The organism is bacterium (genome assembly GCA_026708055.1).
Classification (GTDB): Bacteria; Actinomycetota; Acidimicrobiia; order Acidimicrobiales; family CATQHL01; genus VXNF01.
On sequence record JAPOVS010000054.1, the window covers coordinates 1 to 15,169 of the forward strand.

General features: G+C 72.0%; 11 protein-coding genes. 5 read left to right on the forward strand and 6 right to left on the reverse strand.

Annotated elements, in window-relative coordinates; translation table 11 throughout:
* A partial coding sequence (locus OXG55_11570; GenBank protein MCY4103875.1) for a hypothetical protein occupies positions 1-1,900 on the forward strand: 1,900 nt, incomplete at its 5' end.
* Positions 1,901-2,041: 141 nt separating this feature from the next.
* On the opposite strand, the gene OXG55_11575 is transcribed toward OXG55_11570, so the two are convergent.
* From OXG55_11575 to OXG55_11585, 3 genes are read right to left on the reverse strand one after another with little or no spacing between them, the layout of a single operon-like run.
* Positions 2,042-2,200, reverse strand: coding sequence for a hypothetical protein (locus tag OXG55_11575; GenBank protein MCY4103876.1), 159 nt, complete (start codon positions 2,198-2,200; stop codon positions 2,042-2,044).
* 47 nt (positions 2,201-2,247) lie between these two features.
* A complete protein-coding gene (locus tag OXG55_11580; protein MCY4103877.1) occupies positions 2,248-3,597 on the reverse strand; it encodes a 3-deoxy-7-phosphoheptulonate synthase class II in 1,350 nt (449 codons plus the stop codon).
* Positions 3,598-3,610: 13 nt separating this feature from the next.
* Positions 3,611-4,441, reverse strand: coding sequence for a sigma-70 family RNA polymerase sigma factor (locus OXG55_11585; protein ID MCY4103878.1), 831 nt, complete (start codon positions 4,439-4,441; stop codon positions 3,611-3,613).
* Between the two features lie 410 nt (positions 4,442-4,851).
* Here OXG55_11585 and nadD point away from each other — a divergent pair, with 410 nt between their 5' ends.
* Positions 4,852-5,460, forward strand: coding sequence for a nicotinate (nicotinamide) nucleotide adenylyltransferase (nadD, locus tag OXG55_11590; protein MCY4103879.1), 609 nt, complete (start codon positions 4,852-4,854; stop codon positions 5,458-5,460).
* A 58-nt stretch (positions 5,461-5,518) separates the two neighbouring features.
* Positions 5,519-5,908: a ribosome silencing factor gene (gene rsfS, locus OXG55_11595; protein ID MCY4103880.1), complete on the forward strand. Its 390-nt coding sequence runs from the start codon at positions 5,519-5,521 to the stop codon at positions 5,906-5,908.
* A gap of 197 nt (positions 5,909-6,105) precedes the next feature.
* Here the strand turns inward: rsfS and aroC are convergent, their stop codons facing one another.
* A complete protein-coding gene (gene aroC / locus OXG55_11600) occupies positions 6,106-7,218 on the reverse strand; it encodes a chorismate synthase (protein MCY4103881.1) in 1,113 nt (370 codons plus the stop codon).
* Positions 7,219-7,491: 273 nt separating this feature from the next.
* Between aroC and fusA the strand changes: the two genes are divergently transcribed.
* Both fusA and OXG55_11610 read left to right on the forward strand, forming a co-directional pair.
* Positions 7,492-9,510, forward strand: coding sequence for an elongation factor G (fusA, locus tag OXG55_11605; protein MCY4103882.1), 2,019 nt, complete (start codon positions 7,492-7,494; stop codon positions 9,508-9,510).
* Positions 9,511-9,787: 277 nt separating this feature from the next.
* The gene (locus OXG55_11610; GenBank protein ID MCY4103883.1) at positions 9,788-12,241 is read left to right on the forward strand and encodes a CopD family protein; all 2,454 of its coding nucleotides are present in this window, start codon (positions 9,788-9,790) and stop codon (positions 12,239-12,241) included.
* A 170-nt stretch (positions 12,242-12,411) separates the two neighbouring features.
* Here the strand turns inward: OXG55_11610 and OXG55_11615 are convergent, their stop codons facing one another.
* Together OXG55_11615 and OXG55_11620 are read right to left on the reverse strand one after the other, a co-directional pair.
* Positions 12,412-12,987, reverse strand: coding sequence for a DnaJ domain-containing protein (locus OXG55_11615; GenBank protein ID MCY4103884.1), 576 nt, complete (start codon positions 12,985-12,987; stop codon positions 12,412-12,414).
* 19 nt (positions 12,988-13,006) lie between these two features.
* Positions 13,007-15,124: a sodium-translocating pyrophosphatase gene (locus tag OXG55_11620; GenBank protein MCY4103885.1), complete on the reverse strand. Its 2,118-nt coding sequence runs from the start codon at positions 15,122-15,124 to the stop codon at positions 13,007-13,009.
* Positions 15,125-15,169: the final 45 nt, after the last annotated feature.

Below are 15,169 nucleotides of genomic sequence, written 5' to 3' on the forward strand. Positions count from 1 at the left end.
CGCGCTGTGGCAGAGCATCTACGCCGAGTTGGACAGCCTCGAGGCGTGCCGCGAGACAGCCGGCACGCCGCCGCCGCCGCCGACGGCGCCGGAGGTCAGCGTCACTGCCGAGGCGGGCGTCACCGAGGGCGCCGCCGCGTCGTTCACCGTCACCGCCAGCCCGGTGCCGTCCTCGGCGCTGACGGTGGTGGTGACGGTCACCGGGGCTGGCGAGTTCGGCGCCACCGTCGGCGCGCGGACCGTGGAGATCCCCACGGGCGGCAGCGTGAGCCTCACGGTGGCCACCGCCGGCGACGGCGTCGAGGAGGCCGACGGGTCGGTCACGGTGACCGTCAACGCCGGCAGCGGCTACACCGTCTCGGCCACGGCGGGCGCGGCGACGGTCGCGGTCGCCGACGACGACGATTCCCAGCAAACCCCGCCGCCTCCGCCTCCGCCGCCCCCGCCGCCGCAGGTGCCCGAGGTCGGCGTGACCGCCGGCGGCGGGGTCACCGAGGGCCAGAGCGCCTCGTTCACCGTCTCGGCGAGCCCGGCGCCGTCGTCCGCGTTGGCCGTGACGGTGACGGTCACCCAGAGCGGCGACTTCGGGGCTTCGACGGGGACGAGGACCGTCGTCGTCCCCACCAGCGGCAGCAAGTCCTACAGCGTCGCCACCGTCGGCGACGATGCCGACGAGCCGGACGGGTCGGTCACCGTCACGGTGAAGGCGGGCAGCGGCTACACCGTGTCGTCGTCCCAGGGCGCCGCGACGGTGACCGTGGCCGACGACGACGACCCGCCGCCGACGCCGGTGCCGGTGGTCAGCGTCACCGCCGGCGGCGGCGTGACCGAGGGCGGCACGGCGCGCTTCACCCTCACCGCCGACAGAGCGCCCGCCTCGCCGCTGTCGGTGCGGGTGACGGTGACCCAGAGCGGCGACTTCGGCGCCTCCGCGGGCACCAGGACCGTGACGATGTCCGGGCGCGTCGCCCGCGTCAGCGTCGCCACCGTCGGCGACGGCGCCGATGAGGCCGACGGGTCGGTCACCGCCACCGTCGAAGCCGGGCAGGGCTACGCGGTCTCGTCGTCCAAGGCGACCGCCTCGGTGTCGGTGGCCGACGACGACGCCACGACCGTGGCCCTCGCCGGCGCCGCCGGCGGCAGTGTGGCCGAGGACGGCGGCGCCCGCGAGGTCACCCTCGCCCTCGGCCGCGCCCTCGCCGCCGGCGAGTCCCTCACGGCGCCGCTGTCGGTGACCGGCGCCGCCGCCGGCGGCCACTACACGCTCGCCCTCAAGCAGGGCCAGGGCCTCAACGGGCACGTCACGCTGCTCACCGGGTCGCCCCACAGCGCCCAGAACCCCGCCGTGGCGTTCGCGCCGGGCGCCCGGACGGCGACACTCGTGCTGACGGCGCTGGCGAACGACGACACCGCTGAGCGCACCGTGCGCATCGCCTTCGGCGCCGGCCGGCGCGCCCCGACCGGCCAGGGCCTCTCCGGCGGCGTCACCGCCAGCGGCGGCCCCGTCGACACGTCCATCGCCAACGACGACGCCCCGCCGCCGCCGGACACCGACCTGCCCACGGTCAGCATCGACGACGCCCGCGACGTCGAAGGCGACGTGTACTACCTCGGAGGGCTCCTGGAGTTCCGGGTCACCCTCAGCGAGGCGTCCACGCAGCGAGTCACGGTCACATGGGCCACGAAGGAGGGCACCGCCTACAATGCCGTCGACTTCGGCGAGGTCCGCGGCAGGACCCTCACCTTCGAGCCCGGCCGGACCCGCAAGACCATCATCGTGGTCATCGCCGGCGACCGCCGGCGCGAGGCCGACGAGACCCTGAAAGTGGTCCTGTCCAACCCCGTCGGCGCCACCCTCGCCGACGCCGAAGCCACCGGCACCATCATCGACGACGACTAGCAACCAGCCCCGCCGAGACAGGCATCCCACCGGACCCTCGCAGTCCGGTGGGATGCCTGTCCGGCCTGCCCGCGGCGCGCTCGATGACGCCGCAGCCATTGTCAGAGGCGGAGGCTGGCGGGCGTCAGGGGCTGGCGGGCGTCAGGGGCTGGAGGTCGGGTGGGCGTCGGGGGGGTGGGGGATGCCCATCTGCTCGGTCGGCGTGTCGGCGTGGAGGTTCCAGCGGTCCAGTGCCCGTTCGATGGCGTCGGCGAACCGGACGGCGTCGGCGGCGTGGCGGGACGCCGGAGCGGGGGGCAAGCCCGCGGAGTCCGAGGCGCCGGGAGAGACGCCGGGGCGGACGTTGTTCAGATGCGTAGCTTCTCGGCGACTCTGAACGCCAGGTCGAGGGACTGCGGGCCGTTCAGGCGGGGGTCGCACATCGTCTCGTAGCGCATCGGCAGGTCGTCGTGGCTGAGATCCTCGGGTCCGCCGAGGCACTCGGTCACATCGTCGCCGGTGAGTTCCACGTGGATCCCGCCCGGCCAGGTGCCCTCGGCCCGGTGTACGGCGAAGAAGGCGTCGATCTCGGCGCAGATGTCCTCGAGGTGGCGGGTCTTGTGGCCCGTGGCCGATGAGGTGAAGGTGTTGCCGTGCATCGGGTCGCACGCCCAGACCACCGGATGGCCGGCGTCCCGCACCGCTGCGGTGAGCGGTGGGAGCACGTCGCCGACGCGCTCGGCGCCCATCCGCGAGATCAGCGTGAGCCGGCCGGGGACGCCTTCGGGGTTGAGGATCTCGCACAACTCCAGGACCTCGGCGCGGGTCGCGGTCGGCCCCAGCTTGCATCCCAGGGGATTGCGCACGCCGCGCAGGAACTCGACGTGCGCGCCGTCGAGCTGGCGAGTGCGCTCGCCGATCCACAGCATGTGGGCCGAGCAGTCGTACGGCTCGCCGCCCAGCGAGTCGATGCGCGTCAGCGCCTCCTCGTAGGGGAGGATCAGGGCCTCGTGGCTCGTGAAGAAGTCCACGGTGTGCAACTGCACGTGATCGCCGCTGCCGATGCCGCAGGCGGCCATGAACCGCAGCGCCGCGTCGATCCCGCCGGCCAGTTCCTCGTAGCGCTGCCCGGCGGAGGAGGAGGCCACGAACTCCTGGTTCCAGGCGTGGACCCGGCCCAGGTCGGCGAAGCCGCCCTTGGTGAACGAGCGCAGCAGGTTCAGCGTCGACGCCGAGGCGTGGTAGGCGGTCAGCAGCCGGCCGGCGTCGGCCACCCGGGCCGAGGCCGAGAAGGTGATGTCGTTGACCATGTGGCCGCGGAACGAGGGCAGGGCCTCGTCGTGGAGCACCTCGGTGGGGCTGGAGCGAGGCTTGGCGAACTGCCCGGCGATCCGGCCCACCTTGACGACCGGCACGCCCGCCGAGTACGTGAGGACGACGGCCATCTGCAGGATCACGCGCAGCTTGTCGCGGATGCTGTCCGCCGACAGGGCGTCGAAGGACTCGGCGCAGTCGCCGGCCTGCAGCAGGAACGCCCGGCCGGCGGCCACGTCGCCCAGCTTGGCGGTGAGACTGCGCGCCTCGCCGGCGAAGACCAGCGGCGGGAAGCCGGCCAGGATCTTGAGCACCCGCTCGAGGTCCGCCGGGTCGGGCCAGGCGGGCTGCTGCTGGGCCGGGTAGCGCCGCCAGCTCTCCCGAGTCCAGGGCTGCGCGGCCATGGCGCGCCCCGACTCAGGCGGCGTCGGTGCGCTCGACGGCTCGCTCGCGCACCACGTTGACGGCGCGCTTGACGAGTCGCCGGGCGGCCTCTGCGGTGACGCCCAACTCCTCACCCACCTCGCGGTAGCTCCGCTTCCGGCCGTCCTGCAGCCCGAAGCGCTGCTCCACCGCGTAGCGGGCGCGCTCGTCGAGGACCGACAGCAGGTCGGTGACCATCTCGTTGTCGGCGAACGCCATCACCATCTGCTCGGGTCCGGGATTGCCGTCGGCGATCAGGTCGATCAGCTCGTTGCTGTCGTCGTCGCCGATGGTGCGGTCGAGCGAGGTCGGGGTGGTGAGACGGTGCAGGCGGGCGTGCTCCTCGTCCAGCTCGTCGCCGTTGCCCGAGACCTGGCGCAGCGCCGCCCGCAGGCTCGCCGAGCGGTCCCCGGGCAGGCGCACGAGGCTGGCCTTCTGGTCGAGCGCCCGGCCGATGGCCTGGCGGATCCAGAAGGTGGCGTAGGTGGAGAACTTGAACCCCTTGCGCCAGTCGAACTTGTCCACGGCGTGCTCGAGTCCGAGGTTGCCCTCCTGGATCAGGTCGAGCAGCTCCATGCCCGGGGGCAGGGGATAGCGCCGCGCCACGCTGACCACGAGGCGCAGGTTCGACCGGATGAAGCGGTCCTTGGCGACCGCCGCAGCCTGGATCTCGCGGTCGAGGCGCCGGGCGCGCTCGCCCGCGGCCTTGCGTTCGGCGGCGAGGCGGCCGCGCTCGATGATCTGCGACAGCTCGCGCTCGTCCGCGGCGGTGAGCAGGGGCACCACGCCGATCTCGTTGAGGTACTGGCCGACTGAATCACTCATGGCTTCTTCGTCTCTGCTTCGCTCGGTTTCCCACCTCGCAGCGGGGCCGTCGGCGGCCACCGGTGCGATCCCCTCGGGTTCGATCCGACTCGACTCGTTCCAACAACTCCGGGCGGTGTCTTGTTCCCGCCCCCTGACGCCTGGCGATCCGAGCTTGTGACAGATTTCACAGGTTCCGGACCGCCCTGCGGACGACCTTTGGCATCGGCCGCTGCAGGAGGAACTCGACCTGGTTCGCCGGAATCCGGTCGAGACCGAACGAGGGGCTATTTGCTCGCAGATTTCCTTGCGTTTCCTGCCGTATGGCCCCGACGAGGCACCACACGGCACGCGCAGGAACGCCGCAAGCACGAATCACTCTAGCGCGTCGAGACCGTCAGGTCCAGCCGGCCCGGCGGTAGGTTCGCACCATGGAGGGTTCCTCGAGCGCGGCGCCGGCGGGGCCGGAGCGCCTCGGTGTCTTCGGGGGAACCTTCGATCCGCCCCACATCGGCCACCTGGCCGCGGCGGAGGCGGCACGCTGGGCGCTGGGTTTGCACCGGGTGCTCTTCGTGGTCGCCAACGCCCCCTGGCAGAAGATCAACGATCAACCGGTGAGCCCGGCGGCTGATCGCCTGGCGCTCGTGCGCGCCGCGGTGTCGAACCTCGAAGGGTTCGAGGTCTCGACGCTGGAGATCGACCGGGGCGGCGAGTCCTCCACGGCCGAGACGTTGACCGAACTCGGCGACGAAGGACGGGAGCTGTTCCTCGTTGTGGGCAGCGACCTCGCCGACTCCCTCGACACCTGGCGCCGTCCCGAGGTCATCCGCTCCCTGGCAACGGTGGCGGTGGTGGCGCGGCTGGGTGCCACCGGAGCGGGCGTCCCGCCACCCGGCTGGCGCTGGCTGGCCGTGGACGGGCCGGGCATCGAGGTCTCCAGCACGCATGTGCGGCGTTGGTTGGCAGAGGGCCACCCGCTCGGCAGCGTCCTGTCGCGACCGGTGGCCGCCGAGATCGAGCGTCGGGGCCTCTATCGCTGAGAGGCCGGCAGCGGCGGGAACCCAACATGGCCCGCGCCGGCGATCTACACTGGCCGGAGTGCGGCACGGCAGGGACCGAAGCGACCTCATCTCCTGGGCGAGCGCCGGGGCGCGGGCGGCACAGAATCACTTCGGCCGCGACACCCTGCTGATCGACGTGGCCGACGTGCTGTCGGTCTGTGACTTCTTCGTCATAACCAGCGGCGCCAACCCGCGGCAGATCAAGGCCATCTGCGAGGAGGTCACCGGCGGCGTGCGGGCCGCGGGCGGCCCCGCGCCGCTGTCGGTGGAGGGCCTCGAGGCGCGCTCGTGGGTGCTGATGGACTTTGGCGACTTCGTGGTGCACGTCTTCAGCGAGGAGGACCGCGAGTACTACCAGCTCGAGCGCCTCTGGGGCGACTGTCCCCGGCTCTCCTGGGATCTCGGACTCGTGGCCGAGGCGGGCTGACCGCCCCTGGGACGCGGGCGCGCCGCCCGGCAAAGAGCGTTAGCGGATAGGCGGCCACCACCGACTGAGGATTCCGATCCGCGAAATCTCGTCATTTCGGCGAAGAGCCTGCCCCGGACTCGATCCGGGGCCGGAATCCAGGCTCCGGCGAAGCGATTCGCGCCGCTCTAGTCGGCTGCAAAGCGCCTGGTCAGAGCCTATCCGCGAGTGATCTCATCCTCATCGGCGAGCACCGCCACGCTCTGCTGGCGCAGCCAGTGGTCCGCCAGAACCAGGCAGACCATCGCCTCGACGATCGGAACGGCCCGGGGCACCACACAGGGGTCGTGGCGGCCGCGGGCGGCGAGCAGCACCTCCTGGCCGGAGCGATCCACCGTGCGCTGCTCGGAGGCGACCGTGGCCGTGGGCTTGAAGGCCACGCGCACGACGATGTCCTCGCCGTTGGAGATCCCGCCCTGCACCCCGCCGGAACGGTTCGAGGCCGTGCGCGGCCGGCCGTCGGGGCCTGCCACGAAGGGGTCGTTGTGCTCGATCCCCGTCATCTCCACAGAGGCGAACCCGCTGCCGATCTCGAAGCCCTTGGCGGCCGGCAGCGACAGCAGCCCCTTGGCGAGGTCGGCTTCGAGCTTGTCGAACACCGGGTCTCCCAGGCCCGGCGGCACGCCCCGCGCCACGCAGGCCACGATGCCGCCCAGCGAGTCGCCGCGCCCGCGCGCCGCCTCGATGGCCTCGATCATCGACTCGGCAGCGACCGGATCCCCGCAGCGCGTCGGCGACGCCTCCACCGCCTCGCCGGTGACGCTGCCGGAGTCGGTGGCGGCGCGGACCCCGTGTACCTGCGCCACCCACGCCACGACCTCCACGCCGCACGCCGCCGCCAGCAAGCGGCGCGCCACGGCCCCGCCGGCCACGCGGGCGGCCGTCTCGCGGGCGCTGGCGCGCCCCCCGCCCTGCCAGTTGCGGATGCCGTACTTGGCGTCGGTCACGTAGTCGGCGTGGGAGGGGCGGTACACGTCGCGCAGGTGCTCGTAGGCCTCGGGGCGGGCGTCGGTGTTGGGGATGAGCATCCCGATGGGGGTGCCGAGCGTGCGCCCCTCGAAGGTTCCCGAAAGGATCTGCACCCGGTCGGCCTCGTCGCGCTGGGTCGTGAGACGGCTCTGGCCGGGCCGGCGCCGGTCCAGGTCCGCCTGAATGTGCTCGGGACCCAGCTCCAGCCGGGGCGGGCACCCCTCCACGCTGACGCCCATGGCCCCGCCGTGGGACTCCCCGAAGGTGCTGATCCGGAAGGTGTGGCCCCAAGTGCTGCCCATAACCTCTACGTTAGGGCCATCGCCCCCACCTCAGGGCGCCTCGGGCCCTGCCACCTCGCCGAGCAGGCGCCGCTGCACGGTGGAACGATGCGCCGACCCTCCCGCACACGGTCCGGTACTGCGCTGGGGCGGCGACGGCGACCGAGGCCGGGAATCCCGGGCGCTTGGCCCCCGGTGGGGTGCCTCGGTAGTCTCCGCTGCATCGTCCCGAGCGTCGCCGGACCGCGGCGCCCGCGGCGGGCACGCTGAAGCGAACTGAACGAAGGGGTGTCGGTGAAGACCTACCCGACCGAACGCATCCGCAACGTGGCGCTCGTGGGTGCCAGCGGCGCAGGCAAGACCATGCTGGCCGAGGCCATGCTGTTCCGAGCCGGCGCACTCGACCGCATGGGCGGCATCGAGTCGCAGAACACCGTCTGCGATCACGAGCCGGAGGAGCGAGATGCCGGCAGCTCGCAGGTCATGGCGCTGGCCTCCTTCGAGTGGAACGACCACAAGATCAACCTCCTGGACACGCCGGGATCGTTCGACTTCGCCGGCGAGCAGTGGGCCGCGATGGCGGTGGCCGACCTGCTGGTGCTGGTCGTCGACGCCACCGCGGGAGTCGACCACGCCGTCGCCGGTGCCTGGCGCCGGGCCGCTGCGGCGGGCATCCCGCGCATGTTCTTCGTCAACAAGCTGGACCGCGAGTTCGTCAACTTCGACGCCGTGCTGAGCGCATTGCAGGAGACCTTCGACAGCGGCGTCGCCCCCCTCGAGTTGCCCATCTCCGAGGGGCCGGGCCTCTGCGGCGTGGCCGACCTGCTGAGCGACGACGCCTGGCTCTACGAGGACGGCTCGATCACCGAGACCCCCATCCCCGCCGACATGGCGGCGCGTGTCGAGGAGGTGCGCGAGTCGCTCATCGAAGGGATCGTCGTGGCCGATGACGACCTGCTGGAGCGGTACCTGGAGGGCGACGTTCCCTCGACGGCGGAGTTGGAGAAGACCCTCGGGCAAGGGGTCGCGGAGGCCTCGGTGTTCCCCGTGATCTGCGGTTCCGCCACGACGCCGATCGGCGTGGACCGCCTCTGCAACTACATCTGCGGCATCGGGCCGTCACCGTTGGCGGCCAGAGCGATGCTCGACGGTGCGGGTGAGCCCGTGGCACTCAGCGGCGACGGCGCACCGGCGTTGCTGGTGTTCAAGACCACCGTGGATCCCTACCTCGGCACCGTCTCGGTCTTCAAGGTTGCGACCGGCACTCTGGTCGCCGACACGAACCTACAGAACTCCCGCACGGGCAACAGCGAGCGGGTCCGCACCCTGGTGACCCTGTGCGGGGGGACCAGCGAGCCGGCCACCGAGTTGGCTGCGGGGGACATCGCCGCGGTCGCCAAGCTGGCCGACACCAACACCGGGGACACCCTTGCCGACGGCTCGACGGAACTGGCGCCGCCGCCGTGCCCCGAGGCGATGCTGTCGTTCGCGGTGGTGCCGCGCAGCAAGGCCGACGAGGAGAAGCTCTCCAACGCCCTGCGACGACTCTGCGGGGAGGACCCGTCGCTGCGCGTGACGCGCCCCATCGAGACCCGCCAGACGCTGCTCTCGGGGCTCGGCGACATGCATCTGCGCACGGCCTTGAAGCGCATCGAGCGCAAGTTCAACGTGGGTGTGGATCTCGAGGACCTGCGGATCCCGTTCCGGGAGACGATCACCGCCAAGGCGGCCGCCGAGGGCAAGCACAAGAAGCAGACCGGCGGCCACGGCCAGTTCGGCATCGCCCATGTGCGCATCGAACCACTGCCCCGGGGATCGGGATTCGAGTTCTCCGACGAGGTCACCGGCGGCGTGATACCCCGGCAGTACATCCCGGCGGTGGAGGCCGGGATCCGCGAGGCCATGGAGCACGGCGGCAAGCACGGCTACCCGGTCGTGGACCTGCGCGCCACCGTCTACGACGGGAAGCACCACTCCGTGGACTCCTCGGAGATGAGCTTCAAGATGGCCGGGCGCCTGGCGTTCAACGCGGCGCTGAGCGAGGCCCGCCCGGTGGTGCTGGAACCCGTCTCCCAAGTGGACGTGCGCGTCCCCGGCGAGTGCCTGGGGGATGTCATCGGCGATCTGTCCTCACGCCGGGCGATCGTGCAGGGAACCGACCCCGGAAACTACGGGGAGCAGCACGTCCGCGCCCTGGTGCCGGAATCCGAGCTGGTGCGCTACGCGATCGATCTGCGGTCCATCACCGGGGGGCGGGGCGCCTTCACCGCCACTCACGACCACTACGCGGTGCTGCCGGGCGTTCCGAGCTGACCGCGCCGCCCCCGATCGGCGCACTCAGCGCACTCAGCGCACCGACGACCTCGCTTCGGCGCGTTCAGGGCCCGGCGAGCCCAGGAGACTGCTGAGCAATGCCGCCGACGCCCCGACCCGATGTCATTCCGGCGAAGGCCGGAATCCAGGACTCGGTCGCGAGACCGGCGGTGACCGTGGATTGCTCGGCACGCCCAGGTGGGCTTCACTCGAGGGAGGCCGGGACCTGATGGACGCGGGGACGGGGCATAAGCTCTGGAGCATGAGGCTCCGGAGCGTGAGTCGGCAATCGACGCCGCTGCTTGCCGCGCCCCGCCGGGGGGTTTCCAGGCGCCTGGTCCCGGCGCTGCTCACGGCGCTGATCCTGGCGGCGGCGCTGCTGGCCGTCGGTTCGTCGCCCGCCGCCGCGCACACCCGGCTGCTGGAGACGATCCCCGACAACCGCACGATCAGCGACGAGCCGCCCGAGCGGCTGACCCTGGTCTTCGCCGAGGCGGTCGACCCTCGCACCGTCCAACTGGACGTGATCGCCGCCGACGGCGACGTGGTCGCCGGCCCTGTGCTGCTCACGCCGGTCGGCGCCGACCAGGCCGTCATCGAGTTCTCCCTGCCCGCGCTGGACGACGGCGTCTACGGGCTCTCCTGGATCACCGTGGGACCCGACGGCCACCGGGTGGCCGGGGAGGTCGTCGTCGGCGTGGGGGTGGTCGACGGCGCCAGCGTGCAGGACGCGCATTTCAGCGAGACGCCGCCGCTCGAACGCGTCCTGAGTGTCGCCGCCGGCGTGGCCCGCTACCTCTGGTACTTCGGCCTCGCCGCCGTGGCGGGGTCGATGCTCGTGCTCGCCTGGGGTCTGCGACCGGGGCCCGGATCGCCGGCGAAGGAGATCCTCGCCCGCAGCGCCCGGCGAATCCTCCTCCGGGGTGCGATCCTCCTGCACGTCGGCATCCTCGTGCGCGCCGCCGCCACCATCACCCTCGTGACCCGCGGTTACCGCACCGGGTCGCTGAGTGAGGACCTGCAACTCGCCCTGGTGGACGGCATGGGGTTGACGCTGCTGCTGGCGGCGGTCGGCGCCGGCGTCCTCGTGGTCTGGGCCCCGCGCCTGAGCCGGGCGCGATCGGGCTGGACGTTCCTGCAGGCTGGCCTCGGGGTGGTGGCGCTGGCGGCGGTCGGGTCGGCGACCTCGCACACGGCGGTGCTCTCCGAGGACCCCTTCGGGATCTGGGTGTCCACGCTGCACCTGACCGCCGCAGCCCTCTGGCTCGGGCCGCTGCTCGTCGTGGGCTGGAGCACCGCCTCGGGCCACTGGCGTGCCCGGCCGGCAGCCGAACGGGCGGCGACCCTGCGGGACGTCTTCGGCCGCTTCGGTCCCGTGGCCGTGGGCGCCTTCGCCGTGCTCGTGGCAACCGGCGCGCGTTCGACCTGGCTCCTGGCCGGCTCCGAGTTGCTCTCGGGCTCGGGCTACACCACCGCCCTCATCGTCAAGCTGGCCCTGCTGGCGGCGGTGATCCTGCCGCTCGGCATGTATCACGACCGGCGCCTCGGCTGGCTGGCTCGGCGCGGGCCGGCCGCAGACACCGGTGCCGCCCCGGTTCGCTCGCTGCGGCTGGAGGCCGGGGCGCTGGCCGCGGTGCTGGTCGTGGCCGCGGTGCTGGCGGGGCTGAACCCGGCCGTCTTCGGCTCCGGTGAGCGAGGCTCCGGACCGCAGGTGGCGACTGTCGGAGGGGCGGCCGCCCCCGCCGAGGCCGCCGATCCGCTGACGCTGCTCTCCGACGCGCCACCCGAGAGCGTCGAGGACTGCACCACCCGGACGGTGGGCAAGCCCAACTGCTACCGCGACTACTTCGCGGAGGTCATGCGCAACGAGGGAGCGGACGTCGCCGTGGCGGAGATCGCCGCCCTCTCCGAGAGCGACGAGTACGTGGCGCGGGACTGCCACCAGGTGGTGCACGACCTCGGCAACGATGCCGCCGAGCACTACGGCGACGTGGGCATCGCACTCACCTACGAGGGATCGGCCTGCTGGTCGGGCTACTACCACGGCGTGGTGGAGTACGCCATCTCGCAATTCAACGGCACGGAGCTGTTCGACGAGATGCCCAACATCTGCACCACCGCGGCCGAGCGGGAGTACTCCTTCACCCACTACAACTGCGTGCACGGGCTGGGCCACGGGGTCATGCTGAACACTGACGGCGACCTGTTCGGCTCGATCCCGTACTGCGAGACCTTGCCGGACCGCTGGGAGCTCAGCTCCTGCGTCGGCGGCGCCATCATGGAGAACGTCGTGTCCGCCCAGCAGGGCATCCAGACCGACCTGCGCACCGACGACCTGATCTACCCGTGCAACGTGATCGGGGACGACTACGTCGACGAGTGCTTCGCCATGCAGACCTCCTGGATGCTCTACAACCTCGGCTACGCGGACGAGAACTTCGCGGAGGCGTTCGCCATCTGCGACACCGTCCAGACCGACATGGTCGACAACTGCTACCGCAGCATGGGACGCGACATCAGCGGCTCCTCGCTGCTGGAAGTGAGCCGGATCGTGCGGCTCTGCTCGCTCGGCGATCCCGGCTACCAGGAGGAGTGCTTCGTGGGCGCCTCGCTGAACGCGGTCTACAACGACCACGGCACGGCGATGGCCACGGCGCTCTGCGAGGCGATCCCGGCCCGCATGCAGGACGCCTGCTACGCGGCGCGTGATCGGGCGGCGGGCACCTTCTGAGCCGACCGCCGGCCGCTGCGGGGGCCCCCGGCGACCCGCAGGCCTCCAGCATCGGTTGGCGTGAACGCCGCCGGCCCCGAGGAGGTGGATCGGCTACTCATCGACGGCTTCGGCCGGCCCGCCGGCCCCTTCGGTCGGGGCGTCGAGGGTCGCCAGCGAGAACGGCCGCCTCAGAGGGCCGCCAGCAACCGCTTCACGATCGCCTCGATCGGCGGTCCCGGCGCTGCAGTGAGGCTCTCGAGAGTGAACATGATGGCGGTGTCCTCCTCTCGCCGGTACACCTCCGCCAGGAGTTGGGCGGGCGGCGCGCCGGGGGCTTCGACGAGGACCTGCAGGGTCAGCGTCTCCGGGTCGACGCCGCTGAGATTGCCCACCGCGGAGGCTGCCGCGCGGAGCCGCCGGAAGACCTCCTCGGGCGATCGCCGTCCCACGACCGCACCGGCCGTGCCGGGACCTGCGGTGCGATCCGCCGGAGTGCGCCGCTTCGGCTCGGCGGGCGCGGCGCGGCGCGGGGCCCGCGGCCCGGGGGTCGCCCTCGGCGCCGGGAGCGGGCGGCGGCCGCCGTCGGTGGCCTTCTGCAGCGCGGCGTAGGCGGCGGTCAGACGAGCGGTTCGGTCGACCGCGCCGGGATCGGAGGTCAGGTCGGGATGGTGCGCGCGCAGCAGCCTGCGGTATCGGGCGCGGATCTCATTCCAGGTGGCGCCGGGCCCCAACTGCAGGGCCGCCAGGGCCTCAGCGACCTCCACCGCCCCCCCGCCGGCAGGCTCAGACGAAGGCCGAGGCGAAGATGAGCGACACGATGGTCATCACCTTGATGAGGATGTTCATGGACGGCCCCGATGTGTCCTTGAAGGGATCCCCGACGGTGTCGCCCACGACCGCGGCCTTGTGGGCCTCCGAACCTTTGCCGCCATGGTGTCCGGCCTCGATGTACTTCTTGGCGTTGTCCCAGGCCCCGCCGGAGTTGGCCATGAATATGGCGAGCGCGAATCCTGACACCAGCGCCCCGGCCAGGAAGCCGCCCAACGTGTCGACGTTGATGAAGCCGATGACGAGCGGCGCCGCGATCGCCAGCGCGCCCGGGATGAGCATCTCGCGCAGCGACGCCCGGGTGGAGATGTCGACGCAGCGTGAGGAGTCCGGCTGCACACCCGCGGCGCCTTCCCGCAAGCCGGGGATCTCCCGGAACTGCCGGCGCACCTCGGAGATCATCTTGTTGGCGGCGCGGCCGACCGCGTCGATCGTGAGCGCGGCGAACAGGAACGGCAGCATCACCCCCAGGAACAGGCCGATGAAGACGTCCACCGAACTCAGATCGAGGAACAGGAGGCCGCCTTCGGCGCCGATGGCCTGTTTGAAGGCGGCGAAGAGGGCCAGCGCGGTGACTGCGGCCGAGCCCACCGCGAACCCCTTGGCGACCGCCGCGGTGGTGTTCCCGAGCGAGTCCAGCGAGTCGGTGACCTCGCGCACCTCCGACGGCAGTTCCGACATCTCGGCGATGCCGCCGGCGTTGTCGGCGATCGGGCCGTAAGCGTCCACCGCCACGACCACGCCGGTGGTGGCGAGCATGCCGATGGCGGCGATCGCCACGCCGTAGATGCCCCCGGAGAGCTCCGCCCCCGCGGCCCCCAGCGTGGCGTCACCGGCCCAGTAGGCCAGTCCCACCGCCACCACGATCAGACCCACCGAGGCGGCCACGGAGATCATGCCCGCCGAGAGACCCGACAGGATCGTGGTGGCCGGTCCGGTCTTGGCCTGCCGGGCGATCTGGCGCACCGGCCGGTAGTGGTCGCTGGTCCAGATCTCGGCCACCTGGCCGATGGCGTAGCCCACGGCGACCCCGCACACCACCGCCAGGGGGAGCCCCCAGGAGGCGCTGCCCTCGAACAGCGCCGCGCCGACGGCGAAGACGCCGCCGAGGGTGATCAGCATCGCCGCGTTGGTTCCGCGGTGCAGTGCTTTGGCCAGATCCTTGACGCGGGAGGAGGCGCCGGCCCGGACGAAGAAGGCGCCGATGATCGAGGCGGCCATACCCACGAACGCCACCAGGAACGGGAACAGCAGCAGGTCGCCGAGCAGCCCCTCGCCGGCGTCGCCGAGCAGCCCCTCGCCGGCGTCGCCGACCGAAGTGGCTCCGTAGGCGAACCAGACGTAGGCCACCGGGGCGATGATGGCGCCGGCGTAGCTCTCGAAGAGGTCGGCGCCCATGCCGGCCACGTCGCCCACGTTGTCGCCCACGTTGTCGGCGATGGTGGCGGGGTTGCGCGGATCGTCCTCGGGGATGCCTGCCTCCACCTTGCCGACGAGGTCGGCCCCCACGTCGGCGGCCTTGGTGTAGATGCCGCCGCCGACACGGCTGAACAGGGCGATGGAGCTGGCACCCAGGCCGTAGGCCGTGATGATCTGGAAAGCGTCCAGGTGCTCCAGCCAGACGACGAAAAGCAGGTAGCAGAAGCTGAGTCCCAGCAGGCTCAGGCCGGCCACGGAGAAGCCCATGACGGCGCCGCCCCGGAACGCCAGCGGGAGGGCCTTCTGCGGACCCGTGCGGGCGGCCTGGGTGGTGCGGGCGTTGGCCATCGTGGCGACGGTCATGCCGATCCAGCCGGCCGCTGCCGAGAGCAGCGCGCCCAGAAAGTAGGCCACCGCTCCCATCGGGCCCCAGTCCAGGAGCGTGACGAGCAGCACGATCATGATGATCACGAAGCCGGCCACCCAGCGGTACTCCCGGCGCAGGAAGGTCCGGGCCCCGCCGGCGATGGCCTCCATGAGCTGCACCATGCGGGGACTGCCCGGATCCGCGGCGCGCACGTAGCGGAAGAAGTATCCGGCCAGAGCCAGGGCCGCCAGCGCGATCGCGCCGGCAAGGTAGGGGATTGCCTCCACTCCGATGACCTCCTCGGTTCCAAAAGTCCTCCGCAAGCTAGCAGC